A 17,625-nucleotide genomic window follows, 5' to 3' on the forward strand; every position below is an offset into this window, starting at 1 on the left:
GTCCTCATCGGTCGGTCGCGACGTGCCGTCTCCCGCACAGCCGCACGGGGCGTTACACTGTGACACATGACGCCTATTCGTCACAAGCACTCGGACGGCGACCCCGTCCTCGACGCCGTCCGCGACTGCGTTCTGGCGGTCGGAGTCCGGCGCACCACCCTGACCGACGTGGCCCGCCGCGCCGGTGTCTCGCGCATGACGCTCTACCGGCGCTGGCCCGATGTGCGGTCGCTGGTCGGCGACCTGATGACCCGTGAGTGGATCGAGGTGGCGACCCGCGCCATGCCCGAGCCGCACCCGGAGCGGGAGACGCGGACCCAGATCGTGGACGGACTGGTGGCCGGAGTGGAGGGCTTCCGCGCCCACCCGCTCTTCCGCAAGATCATCGACGTCGACCCCGAACTCCTGCTCCCCTACGTGCTGGACCGCCGAGGAGCCAGCCAGGAAGCCCTCCTGGAACTCCTCGCCGACGCCCTGGAGCAAGGGCACGCCGACGGCTCGGTGCGGCTCGCGCCCACGAGGAGACAGGCCCGGGCCGTGCTCCTCGTGGTCCAGTCCTTCACCCTGTCCCTGCGGACCATGACCGAAGAGGGCGACCCCGAACTGACCAGCACGGCCTTTCTCGACGAGCTGCGCACCCTTCTGGAGAGGACCCTCACGCCATGAGTCCCACGAGCGCTCCGTCCGGCCCGGCCGCCCCGGCGCCCGGAACCTCGCTGTCCGCCGCCCGCCGCCGCCGTGAACTGGCCGAGGCCGTGGGCGGCGACACGGTGGACGTCCTGGTGATCGGACTCGGCGCCACCGGCGCCGGGGTCGCCCTGGACGCCGCCGCGCGCGGCCTCAGCGTCGTCGCCGTCGACGCCCACGACCTCGCCTTCGGCACCTCGCGCTGGAGCTCCAAGCTCATCCACGGCGGACTGCGCTACCTGGCCTCCGGCCAGCTCGACGTCGCCCACGAGAGCGCGGTCGAACGCGGTGTCCTCATGGAACGCACCGCCCCCCACCTGGTGCGCGCCCAGCCCTTCGTCCTGCCCCTGACGCCGCTGGTGTCACGCGGCCAGGCCTCCCTGGCCTGGGCCGGGTTCCGGGCCGGGGACACCCTGCGACTGGCCGCCCGCACCTCCCGCGCCACCCTGCCCGCACCGCGCCGCCTCTCCGCGGTGGAGGCCCGGCACCTGGCGCCGTCGGTGCGCCCGGCGGGCCTGCGCGGCGGCCTGCTGTCCTGGGACGGCAAAGTGACCGACGACGCCCGGCTCGTGACGGCGCTCGCCCGCACCGCGGCCGCCCACGGCGCGAAGATCCTCACCCGGGTGCGGGTCCTGAGCGCGGGGGGGACCGTCGCCCGGGTCCGCGACGAACTGACCGGCGAGCAGGGCGAGATCAAGGCCCGCGCGGTCGTCAACGCGTCCGGCGTCTGGGCGGGCGACCTGGTCGAGGGCATCCGCATCCGCCCCTCGCGCGGAACGCATCTGGTGCTGCGTGCCGACCTCTTCGGACCGCTGCCCGCCGGGCTGCACATCCCGATCCCGGGCGAGACCAACAGGTTCGTCCTCGTTCTGCCGCAGGACGACGGCCGCGTTTACGTGGGCCTGACCGACGAACCCGTCGACGGCGACCTCCCGGACGTGCCGCAGGTTCCGGAGTCGGACATCGGCTTCCTGCTCGACGTCGTCGGCTCGGCCCTGGACACCCCCGTGCGGCGCGATGACGTCGTCGGCGCCTTCGCGGGACTGCGCCCCTTGCTCGACACCGCGCCGGGCCGCTCGGGAGAGGCCGCCCGCACCTCCGACATCTCCCGCCGGCACGCCGTCCTCACCTCCGACGACGGGGTGACCACCGTGGTCGGCGGCAAGCTCACCACCTACCGGCGCATGGCCCAGGACGCCGTCGACGCGGCGGTCGAGGCCCGGGGTCTGCGCGCCGGTCCCTCGACGACCGCCTCCCTGCCGCTGGTCGGCGCGGCCGCCCCGCACCGGCTCGGCTCCCTGGCCGCCCCGGGCCACCTGATCCGTCGCTACGGCGCCGAGGCCCCCGCCGTCGACGCCCTCGCCGCCCGCGATCCCCGGCTGGGCGAGCCCGTGGTGCCCGGACACCCCGTCACGCGGGCCGCGCTGCTGTGGGCCGTGCTGCACGAAGGCGCCCTCGACGCGGCCGACCTCCTGGACCGGCGGACCCGCATCGGCCTGGTTCCCGAGGACCGGGCCGCCGCCGTGTCAGCGGCGCGTGAGGCGCTCGACGCGGCTGCGGAGCACGCTGTCTGACGTTCCATCAGGTGACGGGGGGGGCGGGCTGCCGCAGCCGTGCGAAGGCCGCCAAGCGTTCAGGGGTGCAGTGGATGCACCGCCTGACACCTCGTCAGGACAGCTGCGCGAACGGCGGAGCCGGCACACGGCCCGCCGTTCCGCGTGTGGCCGCGCGGGCTGCGTACGGCGCTGTCCCTCCGTGACGCGGCCGGCCGTCTTTGCGCCGGGCCGGTTTCCGCATGTCCCGGCTCTGGCCCAACTCCCTCTATTTCAAGGTCTGTTGTAACGCGGACCTCATGAGCTACCGTCGGTAACACCTGCCGGTTAACCCATCGGTAACACCTGTCGGTCGACCCATCGCCCCTACCCGCCCGTCGGCCCGCGGGTGACACCTGCGCGCCCCGGCGCCGCCCCGCGCACGTATCTCCCGTACCTCCGGCACCTCTTGACGAAAGGCAGCCATGGAGACTCCCAGAGGCAACTCCGCATCACGTCACGGGAACGACGCGGAGGCGGGAGGGGGCATCACACGCCGCCGCGCCCTCACCGTCACCGGAGGGATGATCGCCGGAGCCGCGCTCGCCGCCCAGGCCTTCCCCGCCTTCGGTGCCGAGTCGCAGGACGCGGACGCGATCGTGGTCGGCCACGGGCTCGCCGGGCTGGTCGCGACCGCGGAACTCGCCGCGGCCGGAAGGAAGGTGCTCCTCCTCGACCAGGAGCCGGAGGCGAGTCTGGGCGGTCAGGCCTTCTGGTCCTTCGGCGGACTGTTCTTCGTCGACTCCGACGAGCAGCGGCTGATGGGTGTCAAGGACTCCCGTGACCTCGCCTGGCAGGACTGGCTCGGCAGCGCGGGCTTCGACCGGGGTGTCGGTGACCCGTCCGGCCAGGACCACTGGGCGTACAAGTGGGCCGAGGCCTACGTGGACTTCGCCGCCGGGGAGAAGCGGTCGTGGCTCTCCGGCCTGGGCGTGCAGTGGTTCCCGGTCGTCGGCTGGGCCGAGCGGGGCGGCGGGCTCGCGGACGGACACGGCAACTCGGTACCGCGCTTCCATGTCACCTGGGGCACCGGCCCCGCGGTGGTCGAGCCGTTCGAGAAGAAGGTGCGCGCGGCGGTGGCGGCCGGCAAGGTCACCTTCAAGTTCCGGCACCGGGTCGACGGGATCGTGACGACCGGCGGCGTCGTCACGGCTGTCCGCGGCGCGGTTCTGGAACCCAGTGGCGTGGCACGCGGGAAGCCCAGTTCCCGCACCGTCGTGGGTGACTTCGAGCTGCGCGCCCCGGTCGTCGTCGTCACCTCCGGGGGCATCGGCGCCAACCACGATCTCGTACGGCAGAACTGGCCGGACCGCCTCGGCACCCCGCCCAAGTTCATGGCCACCGGTGTGCCCGCGCACGTGGACGGCCGCATGCTGGCGATCACCGAGCAGGCCGGCGGCCGGATCGTGAACCCGGACCGGATGTGGCACTACACCGAGGGGCTGCGCAACTACGACCCGATCTGGCCCGGACACGGCATCCGCATCCTGCCCGGCCCGTCGTCGATGTGGTTCGACGCGCGGGGCCGCCGGTTCGGCAGCCCCGACATCCCCGGCTACGACACCCTCCACACCCTCAAGTCGATCACCGGCTCCGGCTACGACTACTCCTGGTTCGTCACCACACAGAAGATCCTGGCCAAGGAGTTCGCGCTCTCCGGCTCCGAGCAGAATCCGGACCTCACCAACAAGGACGTGTGGAAACTGCTCTCCCGGATCTGGCAGAGCCCGGAGCCGATCGAGAAGTTCAAGAAGAACGGCGCCGACTTCGTGGTCGCCACCACGCTCGCCGACCTCGTCACCGGGATGAACAAGCTCACCGGGGACAACCTCGTCGACCGTGCCGACCTCCAGCGCCAGATCGAGGCCCGCGACCGCGAGATGGACAACCCCTACACCAAGGACGTCCAGGTGATGGGCATCCGCAACGCGCTCGCCTACGTCGGGGATTCCCTCAGCCGCACCGCGCCCGCCCACAAGATCCTGGACCCCGCCGCCGGTCCGCTCATCGCCGTACGGCTCAACATCCTCACGCGCAAGACGCTCGGCGGCCTCCAGACCGACCTCTCGGGCCGGGTCCTGAACGCCGCCGGCAGCCCGGTCCCCGGTCTGTACGCGGCCGGTGAGGTCGCCGGCTTCGGCGGCGGCGGAGTTCACGGCTACCGCTCCCTGGAAGGGACCTTCCTGGGCGGCTGCCTCTTCTCCGGCCGCCAGGCGGGACGCGCGGCGGCGGCCGCCACCGCGACCTGACGCCGACGACGAGGACAGGGTGGGGCCGACAGGCCCCTCCCCGACACCCTCTCTTCGCGACCCTCTCCTCGCGCTGGAGAGCGTCGGCGCGGCCGTCTAGCTCGCCGGAATCGCGGGGCGGACCTCAACCGGCGCGATCACCGTCTGCGCGGCGCGTTCCAGCCTGCGGACGAGCTGCCCGACGACGACGACCGACAGGGCGGCGGCACAGAGGTAGAGACCGTCGCCGATCATGAGCTGCCGCAGGGCAAGACGAGCCTGGCTCACGCTGGCCGCCTTCCTCAGATGGTCGTAGGCGTCGCTGTACGCGTGCGCCGCGACCAGGACGGACAGCCACCAGGCCGTGAGCAGCGGATGTCCTCGACGGCGCCCCGGTTCCGGCCGGCCGGCGGCCCACAGGTCGTTGACGAACATCTTGGGTACGAAGAGCTGCGCCACCGGTATCACCCAGCCGAAGACCAGCCACGCCCGGCGCCGACGCTGTCCCTGGCGCCAGAGCACGTCCGCGACGTCGCGCATACTGGCCAGCCAGACGCTGAACTGGAGCAGGCCCATGAGAAGCAGAGCGGTCCGCCAGCCCATCAGGTTTCTGAAGTACGTGTCGGCCTCGACGAACGGGTTGTCGACGTACGGTCCTCGCGTCAGGGGTTCGGCCAGCAGCTGGTACTTGTGCCACGTCACCAGCCCGGCCGCGAGGGTCACCAGCGCGAACGCGGCGATCGCGCAGCAGGTGAACCGGGCCTGCGCGCGCGGCACCCTGACCGATCCGGCCATGTCACACCCCCTGGAACCCGCCCGTTCGGACTTTCCGCAGGTCGGCAGCGGATCTTAACCCCCAGGGGACCCGATGCCACAGCCCGGTCCACGAGCCCGGCGGCCGTGGGATTCGTGACACGTCGGGCGGTGGCCCGTGATGCCTCACCTGGGCGAATACGATCCCGCGGGCGTCGGCCCGGTGTCGGCACGGTCGGCCGGCACCGTGGGGAAGGCCCCGCTTCCGAGCGGGATCTCGGACCCTCGGGCCCTCCTGCGGATGGCCCGGCCGACCGCGTGGGGTCCCGAGTCCCGCATGAGCCCCCACACGCGGGTCAGCCGACTGCCACGGGTAGCCTTCCCGTCCGTTCGACGGTCTCTGGAGGGTTCCCTGTGCACACCACCCTTTTCCTGCTGCGCGACGCACTGGGATTTGGCGGCGCTCTGGCGTTCGCGTGGGAGCTGAACAGCCAGGCTTCGGGACCGGGCTGGAGAAAGCCGCGGGTCTTCACCGCGGCGGCGGCTGGACTGCTCGCCGCGCTGCTGACCGCCTACGTCTAGAGGGCGCGGCCGACCCGCCCCTCCAGGCCTGGCACTTCGCTTCCGGCGGCCCGGGCCCGTAGCGGCACCTGCGGAGAAGTACCGCAGAGACCGGCGCTGACCGACCCGGGACGCTGTCACTTCCGGGCCGGCAACTTCGGTCGGCCTGACAGCCGTCAGGGCGAGGAGGTCGCGACCCGATCGCTTCCCCGTCCTCGGCGGGCTCGCTCAGTTCCTGAGGTTCGTCCACACCGACGCTCCGCCGAAGATCCGGTCCAGCGCCCGGTCGGGCAGCAGCCGCGACAGCACGCGGCTGCCGGTCGCGTCCCGGCCGATGGTGTACCGGGTCCTGGGCCGCTCGGCGACCAGCGCGCGGAAGATCACCCGGGCGACGTCGTCGACGGTCGTACGGCTGCTGCGGGCCGAGGTCTCGTTGGCCTCCATGAACCCGAGGAAGGAACGGCGGTAGAGCTCCTGGACCGGTTCGGGGGCGCCCTCCAGGGCACGGTTGCCCGTGTCCGACATCTTGGACCAGAGCGGGGTCAGGACGGCGCCCGGCTGGACCACGACGACGGGGACGCGCTGCGGGGCGAGCTCGCGGCGGAGCGCGTCGCTGAGGGCCTCCTTGGCGAACTGGGAAGCCGCGTAGGCGCCGAGATAGGGAAGAGCGACGTTACCGAGGCCCGAGGACACGTTGACGATCCTCCCGGCGCCGGCCCGCAGCAGCGGCAGGAACCCCTGGATCATCCGCACCTGGCCGATCACGTTGATGTCGAGCTGACGGCGCATCTGCTCCATGGGTACGCATTCCAGGGGAGCCGTGACCGCGATGCCGGCGTTGTTGACCAGTCCCCACAGGCCGGACCCACCGACCAGCCCGGTGACCTCGTGCACGGCCGCCTGGACCGACTTCTCGTCCGTCACATCGACGATCACCGGGGTCAGCCGTCCGACGGCTGCCCCGCGCAGCCGTTCTCCGTCCTCGGGGCGGCGGACCCCGGCAAGGGTGTGGAAGCCGACCCGGGACATGTGGAGCGCGCAGGCTTCCCCCAGGCCGGACGAGGCCCCGGTGATCAGCACGGCCCGGCCCGCGGGTGGCGTCGGACCCGACGATTTCGACACGTGTTTCCTCCGGTTGAGGATCGAGAGGCGGGCAGGGCCGTGCCCCGCCGATCGGTCGGCGGATCACTGTTCCCATGTGCCGTCGTGGAACCGGTCGCACGCTTTGCCGCTGTTTGCCCGCTCATGACCGATATCGACCGTCCCACAGTAGAGGCTGCCGTCGGACGAGCCGGGACGGACACAGGGAGAAATCCTGTCCGTGCCCCGTGACGTCGACGGCGTGGCGGGCGCGTGCCGTGCCCCGGCCCGTGAGCGAGCCCTCGGCGGGTGCGGCGGCCTCTGCCGAGCGCGGCTCTACGGGTGACCGGGCTGCGCCGAAGGGGTGGAAGGCGGGAAGGGGCACTTTTGTGCGGAATATGCCCGGTGCAAAAGTCCTCGTGTACATCCCCCCTTCGTCCCCAAGGAGGACACGTGACCGCCGCGGTACAGGACGTCATCACCACCAAGCTCGAGCGCACCTTCGACACCATGGACGCCAACAACGACGGCTACCTGGACTGGTCGGACTACCAGAAGCTCGCCGACCGCTACATCCAGGCCTACCGGCTCGACAAGAACGACCGCCGGGCCCGGGCGCTCCAGACCTTCTGCCAGATCTACTGGCTGGAACTGCTGCGTCACGCGGGCGTGGACGGCGACCGGCTGACGAAGGACCAGTTCGTCACGGCCAACCGTCTCGCGGTCGTCGACACCAGCCGGCTCAACGTCACCGAGGGCGGCGGCCACGCGATCTTCGACGTCATCGACGTCGACGGCGACAACGAGATCAGCAAGGACGAGTTCCAGCGCTTCCTGCGGGACGTGTGGAAGAGCGACGCGCCCGACGCGATGGACATGTTCACGAAGCTGGACACCGACGGTGACGGCGTCATCTCGCGCCACGAGTTCATCCGCGTGATCCGCGAGCACTTCCTGTCGAACGACCCGGACGCGCCGGGCAGCCTGTTCTTCGGGCGCGTCTGAGCGGATCCGGTCCGCACGCACTGACACCGCGACCGCACTCCCCGGCACCCGCTCCGGCGGGCACGGCTCCGCATGCACCCTCAAGGTGGAGGACGGATCCACCCCGGTGGAGGCGGGTGCCGAGAAGGGGCCCCGCCCGACCGGCGGCGGCACTCGGAGTGCGGTCGCGGCTCCCGCCCTGGCGGACAACGGCAGCGCGCCGCGGCGCCCGCGGCGTCACGCCGCGCCATCTCACGGGCTTCCCCACGCAACCGCGGCCCGTTCGAGCCATCTCGACCAACGCGCTGTCACCGCCGACACGCGTACCGCGCCTCGCATCACCGGACCGGTCGCGCAGACCGACCGGCCTCCTCCGCAGCCACAGCAGGTGGCTCGACGAACCGTGAAGGGTCACCCTCATGCTGACGCAACACCGTCATACGTCCGGCGACGTGGGGACCTTTTACAACCGCCATACGGATGTGTACGACCACGCCCTCGGCGGCAACATCCACGTCGGATACTGGGACGACGACACGGACGGCAGTTCCATGCGGGCGGCGACCGACCGGCTGACGGACCTCGTCACCGAACGCCTCGGCCCGGTCGAGGGCGAGCACCTGCTCGACGTGGGCTGTGGCCACGGCAGCACCGCGGCGCGCATCGTCGCCCATCACGCCGTGCGGATCACCGGCATCAGCGTCAGCGACTACCAGGTGGACCTCGCCAATGGCCGTTCCTTGCCGTCGTCCCTTCCCGGACGGGCCACGTTCCGGCTGGCCGACGCCATGGAGAACCCCTTCGAGGACGAGACCTTCGACGGCGCGTACGCCATCGAGTCCCTGATGCACATGAAGGACAAGACGGCGGCCGTCGGGCACATCGCGAGGGTCCTGCGTCCCGGCGGACGGCTCGTCATCGCCGAACACAGCCTCGCGGGCGAGCTCGACGCCCCCGACGCGGCCCGTATGGCCGACGCGTACGCGTATTTCAAGTTCTCGCTGACCACGGACATGTACGGGGCACTGCTGCGGGAGGCCGGACTGGAGGTGGTGGACCACACCGACATCACCGAGAACGTCCGGCGCTGCTACGACAGCATGATCAGTGGCTGGCGGGACGCCGCGAACAACTCCACCGGCGAGACGTCACGTGAATGGGCGACGGCGGCCGACCTGGGCGAGTGGTTCTTCTGCAGGGTCCCGGAGCTCCGCTACGGACTCCTGACCGCCGTTCGTCACTGAGCACCGACTACCGCCGCAGAGGTCGTACGCCATGCCCTCCCCGCTCTCCCGGAGCCGCTGCCCCTACCGCCTGGACGGCAGCGCCGCGGACGTCCACGGCGAAGCCGGGGCACTGCGCGCGCTGGGGCCCGCCGCCCGGGTCGAACTGCCCGGTGGCGTACCGGCGTGGTCGGTCACCGACCCGGGCCTCGTCCGACGGCTACTGGTCCACCCCCGCGTCTCCAAGGATGCCCACCAGCACTGGCCCGCCTTCGTCAACGGTGAGCTTCCCCCCGACTGGTCACTGCGGATCTGGGTCGACATCCGCACCGTCCAGACCGCCTACGGGTCCGACCACAGCCGGCTGCGTCATCCCTTGGTACCCGCGTTCAGCGCCCGGCGCGTACGGGCGCTCGCCCCGTGGATAGAGGAGACCACCGCCGCGCTGCTGGACGACCTCGCGCGGGAGGCCGTCCTCGCCCCCGACGGGGTCGTGGACCTGCGGACGCGGTTCGCCACCCGGCTGCCGTGGCGGACGGTCACCACGCTGGTCGGGTTGCCGGAGACCATGTACGACCGTTTCCAGGCCGTCAACGACATGGTCTTCACCACCGACCTGAGTGCGGAGCAGGCGAGCGACACCGAGGCGGAGGCCGCGAGGCTGCTCGCGGACCTGATCGGGATCAAGTCCGACCAGCCGGGCGACGACATCGCCACCGCACTGGTCGACGCACATCGCGAGGGCCGGCTCGACGAGCGGGAGCTGGCCGACAACATCTGGCTGGTGCTGGGCGCCGGTTACGGGACCACGGCGAATCTCCTCGACCATGCCGTGGTCAACCTGCTCAGCCATCCGGACCAGCTGGACCTGGCCGTCTCGGGCCGGGTCGGCTGGGACCGGGTCGTGGAGGAGACGCTGCGCCACCAGGCCCCGGTGGCCAACTTCATGATGCGTTTCCCCACCGAGGACCTGTACGACGAACCGACAGGGCTGACGTTCGAGCGGGGCGACGCCCTGGTCATCAACTACGCCGCGGTCGGACGCGATCCCGGAGTGCACGGTCCGGGGGCCGACCTCTTCGACATCACCCGTCCCACCGCCCGCGAGCACCTGGCCTTCAGCCACGGTCCCACCTACTGCCTGGGAGCCGAACTCGCCCGACTGGAAGGCCGTATCGCACTGTCCGCGCTCTTCTCCCGGTTCCCGGCCCTCGAACTCGCCGTCAGTTCGGACCGCCTGGCGCCGCTGCCCTCTCTCATCTTCAACGGCCACCGGGAGATCCCGGTTCGGCTCGGAGGAAAAGCTCACAGTTGATCACCAACCCGGCATCATCACACCAGTTGACGTCGTACCAGCGAGACGTCTGGTCCATCGGATCCCGATCGCCGGAATCAGCGCAGTTCAACTGCGTGCTCCACGAGCGGCTGCACGGCGATGTCGACCACCGAAGACTCGCCGCCTGCGTGGAACTCGCCCTGCACCGCCACGAGACGTTCCGGCTACGGTTCGCCGACAGCGCCGGTGTCCCCTTCCAGTGGGTGGCGCAGGAGGCGGTTCCGGTCACCGTGGTCGACCTCTCGCACGCGCCCGAACCGGACACCGCCTGCGCCGAGTGGATGCGCGCGTCGATGGCGGCCGCCCTGCCGCTCGACAGCGGCCCCCTGGTCGAAGCCACCGTTCTCCTGGAGAGCGCGGGCGTCACCCACCTGTACGTCAAGGCACACCACATCGTCGCCGACGGCTGGACCCTCGACCGGCTGAGCCACCAGATCCTCCGGGAATACGCCCGGGCGCCGGAGGGCGACCGGCGGAGCACCACAGGGGAGGCTCCCTCCTTCCTGGCATTCGTCGAGGAGGACTCCGCCTACCGCGCGGGGGCGGACGGCGACCGCGACCGCGCCTTCTACCGGGAGTACCTCGCGGGGGTGACACCGGCGCTGTTCACCCGTACCACGGGAAGCGGCCCCCGCGAACGCGGCCGCCACTCGTTCGTGATCGACGGCGCCCTCATCGACCGGGTCCGCGACGCGGGCCACTGGCCCTTCACCTACGTCGCGGCCATGCTCGGCACCTGCCTGACACGTCTGCACCGGAGCGGGGAAGTCGTCCTCGGCATCCCCTTCCTCAACCGTCCGACGAAGCGGCACAGGGACGCCCTCGGCCAGTTCGCCAACACCCTTCCGCTCCGGGTCGCGGCGCCCGGCGGGCTGACCGTCCGGGAACTCCTCGCCGAGATCCAGGACACGACCCGTCGGCTCCGAGGCCATGAGCGCCTCGCCCTCGGCGACATCCTGCGCGAGACCTCCCCCGCGGCCCGGAGCCCGCGGCAGCTCTTCGACGTGACGCTCTCCTACCTGAACTGGTCCCGGCCGGACATTCCGGGAGTCGTTCGGCGCAGTGCCCTGATGGCCCCCTCGCACGACCAGGAGGCACTGGGCGTCCTGGTCTCCGCCTTCGACGACACGGCCGACATCCGCGTCGACCTCGACTACGCCCGCGACGTCTTCGACGAGGACTTCCCCATCGACGCCCTGGCCGGTCACCTCACGACGCTCCTGGAGCACGGCCTGGACGTGTTGGACCGACCGCTTCGCGCTGTCCCCATGCTGACGCCGGCCGAGCACCAGGACCTCACCGCCGGACGCGCACAGGGTCCCCGGGTGCCCTACGCGGACCAGGCCACGCTGCACGGGCTGATCGAGGCCCGGGCCGCCCGCAGCCCGGGGCGGACCGCCGTCGTCACGGCGTCCGGCCGGACGCTGACCTACGCCGAGTTCGACGAGCGGGCCAACCGCGTCGCCCAGGCACTGCGGGCGGAGGGCATCGGCCCGGACGACCGCGTCGCGGTGATGATGGAGCGGGGACCGCGACTGCTGGTCGCGCTGCTCGGCATCCTGAAGTCCGGCGGCGCCTACGTACCCGTGGACCCCGGACTCCCGGCCGGGCGCGTGGACTTCCTGCTGCGTGACAGCCGCGCCAGGCTGGTGATCGTCGACGACACCCCCGCCGGCCTTCCCCCGGACGCGACGGTCCGGCACATCGACGGACTGCTGACCGGCAGCGGAGCCCCGGTCGAGCCGGTCGCCACCTCCCGTGACCTCGCCTACGTCATCTACACCTCCGGTTCCACCGGACAGCCCAAGGGCGTCATGGTCGAGCACCACAGCGTGGTCAACCGCCTCGCGTGGATGCAGCGCCGCTATCCGCTCGGGGAAGGGGACGTGCTCCTGCAGAAGACGCCGGTCTCCTTCGACGTCTCGGTATGGGAGTTGTTCTGGTGGGCCGTCGAGGGCGCGACCGTGGCCCTGCTGCCGCCCGGCGGCCATCGGGACCCGCGCGAGGTGCTTCGGGTGATCCGCCGGCACCGGGTCACCGCCGTGCACTTCGTCCCCTCGATGCTCGGTCCGTTCCTCGACCTGCTGGAGGAGTCGCCGAGGGCACGCCGGGGCATCGTGTCGCTGCGCCACGTGCACTGCAGCGGCGAGGCCCTGTCCGGGCCGCAGGTCGAGCGGTTCAACCGCCTCGCCGCCCGGGCCTGCGCTGAGAGCGGTGGTGAACGGCCGACACGGCTCGTGAACCTGTACGGCCCGACCGAGGCGACGGTCGACGTCTCGTCCTACGACTGCCCGCCCGGCACAGCGCGCGGGGTCGCACGGGTTCCCATCGGGCGACCGATCGACAACACCAGGCTGTACGTGCTGGGCGCCGACGACCTGCCGCAACCCGTCGGTGTCGCAGGCGAGTTGTGCATCGGCGGGGCCGGCGTCGCCCGGGGGTACCTCGACCGTCCGGAACTGACCGCCGAGAAGTTCGCCGGCGACCCGTTCGCGCCGGGCGGTCGCCTCTACCGCAGCGGGGATCTGGCCCGGTGGCTCGCGGACGGCACCCTGGAGTACCTCGGACGGATCGACGACCAGGTCAAGATCCGGGGCCACCGCGTCGAGCCCGGGGAGGCGGCGGCCGCCCTGCGCGCGGTCCCCGGGGTGCGGGATGCCGTCGTGGTGGGACGTGAGACCACCGACCGGGGAACCGTCCTGGCCGCCTACTACGTCGCCGAGACCCCGATCGACGCGGCACTGCTGCGTGAGCGGCTCGGGTGGGTGCTTCCGGCGTTCATGGTTCCGGCGTCCTTCACCCGGATCGACGCGGTTCCGCTGTCCCCGAACGGCAAGACCGACCGCCGCGCGCTTCCCCCGCCGGACGACACTCCGAGGGCCACCGGGGGAGGGCAGCCGCGCAACCGTGCCGAGGCGGTCCTCGTCGAGGTCCTGGCGCGGGTCCTGGGCCATGACGCCGTCGGGGTGCACGACGACTACTTCGCCCTCGGCGGTGACTCGATCACCATGCTCAGGGTGCGCGCCGAGGCGGAGGCCAGGGGCCTGCGTTTCTCGCTCACCGACCTCCTGCGCAACCCGACGGCGGCCGGTCTCGCCTCATGTGCCGAGGAGTGCGACGTGCCCGGGGCCGAGGCCGTCCCGGCTCCTTTCGCCCTCGTGGCCGACGTGGACCGAGCCCGGCTGCGGGACGCCGAGGACGCCTATCCCCTCAACCGGCTCCAGCTGGGCCTGATCTACCACAGCCGCAGACACGAGTCCTCGGCCACCTACCGGGACGTCTTCCGGTACACCCTGGAAATGCCCTGGGAGGAAGAGGAGTTCCGCCGCGCCTTCGACCGGCTGACGGCACGGCATCCGGCGCTGCGGTCGGCCTTCGACCTGAACGGTGCCGAACCGCTGCAGGTCGTCAGGCCTCAGGTGCGCGGCGGCCTGGAGATCGCCGACCTGCGTCCGCTGGACGACACGGCGGCCGAGACCGAGGTGCGCGCGCACATCGAGGAACGCCGCCGCCACCCGTACGCCTTCGACCGGCCGCCGCTGTACCTCTTCCGCGTCCATGTGCGGCCCACCGCCGTCGATCTGGTCCTCAGCTTTCACCACGCGCTCCTCGACGGCGGCAGCGTCGCCACGCTGCTCCAGGAACTGCTTCAGGACTACGCGCACGGCCTCGGTCTGGACACCGGACCCGTCGAGGACGCGGCGCTCGCGTCACCGGCGGCCCACGTACGGCTGGAGCGGGGCGCCCTGCGTTCGCGGGAGGCCCGGCGCTACTGGCGCGAGAAGCTGGCCGGCTGCGAGCCCCTGCCGGTCGAGTCGTTCTCGCCCCACCTGTCCGGCGCCGGCCATCGGCCGGCCTCCCGGCGCGTCGACCTGCCCGCCGCCCTCGTCGAGGAGGTGCGGCGTCTCGCGGCCGAACACACCCTGCCGGTCAAGTCCGTACTCTTCGCGGCGCACGCGCTGACGCTGGCCGCACTCGCCGGTACCCGTGACGTCACCACGGGTCTGATCACCCACGGCAGGCCCGAAGCGGCCGGAGCGGAGCGCATCGCCGGGCTCTTCCTGAACACCGTGCCCGTACGCCTGGACACCGCGCGGGACAGCTGGCTGGAGGTGGCGCGCGAAGGCTTCCGCCAGGAGCGGGACGGCCACCCCCACCGCCGCTACCCGCTGAGCGCCATCCAGGAGGACCACGGCGGTCCCGTGCTGGACACCGCCTTCAACTACGTGCACTTCCACCAGCTCTCCCGCGTACTCGGGCTGCCAGGTCTGCGCCTCGTCGGGTTCAGCACCTGGGAGGAGAACGACTTCCGGCTCCTGGTGAACGCGGTCACGGAACCGGACGGCACCGGCATGTGGCTGCGGCTCGACTGCGACGGAACGACGTTCCCGGCCGAGCAGGGCGACCTCTACGCGGCCGGCTATCTGAACATCTTGCGCCGCCTGGTCCAACAGCCGCACGACAGGCCGGACTTCGCCTTCCTCGCTCCCCGGCCCGCCCTCGCCACCCCCACCGAGCACCCCACGGTCGTCTCGCGCTTCCTCGGACAGGCGGACCGCACCCCGGACGCGACCGCCGTGGTGATGGATGAGGAACGGTGGAGCTACGCCCGGCTGGCCGAGGCCGCGGAGAACGTGGCCGGACGGCTGCACGCGCTCGGGGCCCCTGCCAACGCCCGCGTCGGGATCGCCATGAACCGGTCTCCGCTGGCCATGGCGGTACTCCTGGGCGTCATGCGCGCCGGATGCGCGGTCGTCCCGATGGACGTCGGTTACCCCGCCGCCCGGCTGGCCACCATGGTGGAGCAGGCCCGGCCCTTCCGCGTCGTCGCCGAGGCGCCCTACGCCCATCTCGCCGGTGACCCGGCGCTGCTGCTGCCCGCCGAGTCGGTGGCGGCGCCCGCACCGGTGTGCCCGGCAGGGGGCGGAACGGACGGCGCGAGCACCGCGTACGTCCTGTTCACCTCGGGCTCCACCGGGACCCCCAAGGGCGTCGCCATGCCGCACCGCACCCTGGCCGCCCTGGTGGCCTGGCAGGCGGTGGCGCCCAGCGCGGTCCCGGGCGGCGTCACCCTGCAGTTCGCACCGCTGAGCTTCGACATCTCCTTCCAGGAGATCTTCTCCACGCTGTGCTTCGGCGGCACCCTGTGCCTGGCCGGCGACGCACAGCGGCGCGACATGCCCGCACTGCTGCGCCTGCTCGACCGTGAACGCGTCGAGCAGGTCTTCCTCCCCCCGGTGGCCTTCCAGCAGCTCGCGGAAGCCGCCGGCACGCTGGACATCACGCCGCCGGCCCTGCGGGTCGTGATCACCTGCGGCGAGCAGCTGCGCGTCACCCCGGAGATCCGCGCGTTCTGCGCCAGGCTCCCGGGAGCCGTCCTGGAGAACCAGTACGGCCCCACCGAGACCCACGTGGTCACCGCCTTCCCCATGACCGGGGACCCCGAGGCCTTTCCCGCGCTGCCACCGATCGGCCGCGCCCTCGACGGAGCCGAGGTACACGTCCTGGACAAGCGCATGCGCCCGGTGCCGGCCGGTGCACGGGGCGACGTCTATCTGGGCGGCGACTTCCTGGCCGACGGCTACGAAGGCCGGCCGGACCTGACCGAGGAGCGGTTCCTGCCGCATCCCCTCGCGGACGACGACCGCCGGCTCTACTACACCGGCGACGTCGGCATGGTGCTTCCGGACGGCGACGTCGTCTTCCTCGGACGGGACGACGCGCAGGTCAAGGTACGGGGCTTTCGGGTGGAGCCGGCCGAGGTGGAACTGGCCGTCACCGGCCTGGCGCCGAGCTGTCCCGGCCTCCGTGACGCCGCGGTCGTGGCCCGCGAGCGGACGGACGGTGAGACCTTCCTCGCCGCCTTCCTTCTCGGCGAGGGCACGGACGACGACCTGACCGGCATCCGTGAACGGCTGCACGCCACCCTGCCCGCCTACATGGTCCCCTCGCACCTGCAATGGGTCTCCCGGTGGCCGCTGACTCCCAGCGGCAAGCGGGACGACGCCGCACTGCGCCGCACCCCGCTGACCGCCCCCGGCCGCGCCCCCGACGGCGGACCGCGCGACGCGTACGAGCGGGCACTCGCCGAGATGATGGCGGACGTGCTGAGGCTGGACACGGTGGGGGTGCACGACAGCCTCTTCGACCTCGGCGGCACCTCCCTGACCGCGATGCGGCTCGTGGTCCGGATCGAACAGCGCTACCGGGTGAACATCCCGCTGGCCGAGTTCGTCGCGACGCCCACCTCCGCCGGAATCGCGGCACGGCTGCGCGACGGCGGGGCGACGGCCGCGTTCGACCCCCTCGTGCCGATCCGTCCGCACGGCACCCGCCCGCCGCTGTTCATGGTCCACCCGATGGGCGGCACCGTGCTGTGCTACGTCGCCTTCGCCCGGCACCTCCCGGCCGACCGGCCGCTGTACGCACTCCAGGCAGCCGGAGCCGACCCCGGCACCACACCGCTGTGCACGGTGGAGGACCTCGCGGACAGCTACCTCGCCGCGCTGCGAACGGTGCGGCCACACGGCCCCTACACCATCGGCGGATGGTCCTTCGGCGGCTTCGTCGCCTTCGAGATCGCCCGCCGGCTGCGGGCGGCGGGCGAACAGGTGACCCTCCTGGTGGTGGACACCACCGCTCTGGGCCAGGAACCGCGTTCCCCGCACGACGACGAGGCCATGCTGGAGTGGTTCTTCCACGAGTTGCTCTGGCCGCGCGACGGCGGCACGGCACCCGCCCGGACCGTCCCGGGCGGATTCGCATCGCCGGAGGCGCGGTTCACGTACATGGCCCGCGTCGCGAGTGAGCGGGGTGTGCTGCCGGAGGGCAGCTCCGGGGCCGTCATCCGCCGCCTGTTCGACGTCTACCGGGCGAACTGGCGCGCGACACTGGCCTACCGCCCCCCGCGCGAGGACCAGGACCTCACTCTGGTCCGCGCCGCGGAGCCGCTTCCCGCCGTCCTGTCCGCCATGCACGGCGCCGCCCGAACCCGACACCAGGACCCCTGCAACGGCTGGAGCGCCATGACCAGCGGACAGATCCGGACGGTCCGTGTTCCGGGAGACCATCTGACGATCATGGAAGAACCGCATGTGGAGCGGCTGGCGAACACCGTCGCCGAACTGATCGACGATCCCGCCCGAAGCGGACGGGTGGGCTGACGCCATGTCATCAGGACG

The 17,625-nt window shown here is 71.9% G+C and carries 10 protein-coding genes; 8 read left to right on the forward strand and 2 right to left on the reverse strand.

Annotated features, from left to right (window positions below; all coding sequences use genetic code 11):
* The first annotated feature begins 66 nt into the window (after nt 1-66).
* The 3 genes from ACF07B_RS24485 to ACF07B_RS24495 all read left to right on the forward strand — a co-directional run bounded on the left by ACF07B_RS24485 (nt 67) and on the right by ACF07B_RS24495 (nt 4,528).
* A complete protein-coding gene (locus ACF07B_RS24485; RefSeq protein WP_392180495.1) occupies nt 67-666 on the forward strand; it encodes a TetR/AcrR family transcriptional regulator in 600 nt (199 codons plus the stop codon).
* A complete protein-coding gene (locus ACF07B_RS24490) occupies nt 663-2,261 on the forward strand; it encodes an FAD-dependent oxidoreductase (protein ID WP_392180496.1) in 1,599 nt (532 codons plus the stop codon). The genes ACF07B_RS24485 and ACF07B_RS24490 overlap by 4 nt, the downstream gene beginning before the upstream one ends.
* Before the next feature lie 443 nt (nt 2,262-2,704).
* Nucleotides 2,705-4,528, forward strand: a complete 1,824-nt coding sequence (locus ACF07B_RS24495; protein ID WP_392180497.1) for an FAD-binding dehydrogenase — start codon at nt 2,705-2,707, stop codon at nt 4,526-4,528.
* A 96-nt stretch (nt 4,529-4,624) separates the two neighbouring features.
* Here ACF07B_RS24495 and ACF07B_RS24500 read toward each other — a convergent pair whose 3' ends face one another.
* Nucleotides 4,625-5,302 (reverse strand): DUF4328 domain-containing protein, encoded by a 678-nt coding sequence (locus ACF07B_RS24500; protein WP_392180498.1) that lies wholly within the window; start codon nt 5,300-5,302, stop codon nt 4,625-4,627.
* Nucleotides 5,303-5,674: 372 nt separating this feature from the next.
* On the opposite strand from ACF07B_RS24500, the gene ACF07B_RS24505 reads away from it, so the two are divergent.
* Nucleotides 5,675-5,842, forward strand: coding sequence for a hypothetical protein (locus ACF07B_RS24505; RefSeq protein ID WP_392180499.1), 168 nt, complete (start codon nt 5,675-5,677; stop codon nt 5,840-5,842).
* A 207-nt stretch (nt 5,843-6,049) separates the two neighbouring features.
* Here the strand turns inward: ACF07B_RS24505 and ACF07B_RS24510 are convergent, their stop codons facing one another.
* Nucleotides 6,050-6,943, reverse strand: coding sequence for an SDR family NAD(P)-dependent oxidoreductase (locus ACF07B_RS24510; RefSeq protein WP_392180500.1), 894 nt, complete (start codon nt 6,941-6,943; stop codon nt 6,050-6,052).
* Between the two features lie 411 nt (nt 6,944-7,354).
* Here ACF07B_RS24510 and ACF07B_RS24515 point away from each other — a divergent pair, with 411 nt between their 5' ends.
* From ACF07B_RS24515 to ACF07B_RS24530, 4 genes are all read left to right on the forward strand, one after another.
* Nucleotides 7,355-7,906: an EF-hand domain-containing protein gene (locus ACF07B_RS24515; protein WP_392180501.1), complete on the forward strand. Its 552-nt coding sequence runs from the start codon at nt 7,355-7,357 to the stop codon at nt 7,904-7,906.
* Nucleotides 7,907-8,304: 398 nt separating this feature from the next.
* The gene (locus tag ACF07B_RS24520; protein ID WP_392180502.1) at nt 8,305-9,129 is read left to right on the forward strand and encodes an SAM-dependent methyltransferase; all 825 of its coding nucleotides are present in this window, start codon (nt 8,305-8,307) and stop codon (nt 9,127-9,129) included.
* A 31-nt stretch (nt 9,130-9,160) separates the two neighbouring features.
* The gene (locus ACF07B_RS24525) at nt 9,161-10,423 is read left to right on the forward strand and encodes a cytochrome P450 (protein WP_369480724.1); all 1,263 of its coding nucleotides are present in this window, start codon (nt 9,161-9,163) and stop codon (nt 10,421-10,423) included.
* A 26-nt stretch (nt 10,424-10,449) separates the two neighbouring features.
* The gene (locus tag ACF07B_RS24530; protein WP_392180503.1) at nt 10,450-17,607 is read left to right on the forward strand and encodes an amino acid adenylation domain-containing protein; all 7,158 of its coding nucleotides are present in this window, start codon (nt 10,450-10,452) and stop codon (nt 17,605-17,607) included.
* Nucleotides 17,608-17,625: the final 18 nt, after the last annotated feature.

It is taken from the genome of Streptomyces sp. NPDC015532, from assembly GCF_043078065.1.
Lineage (GTDB): Bacteria > Actinomycetota > Actinomycetes > Streptomycetales > Streptomycetaceae > Streptomyces.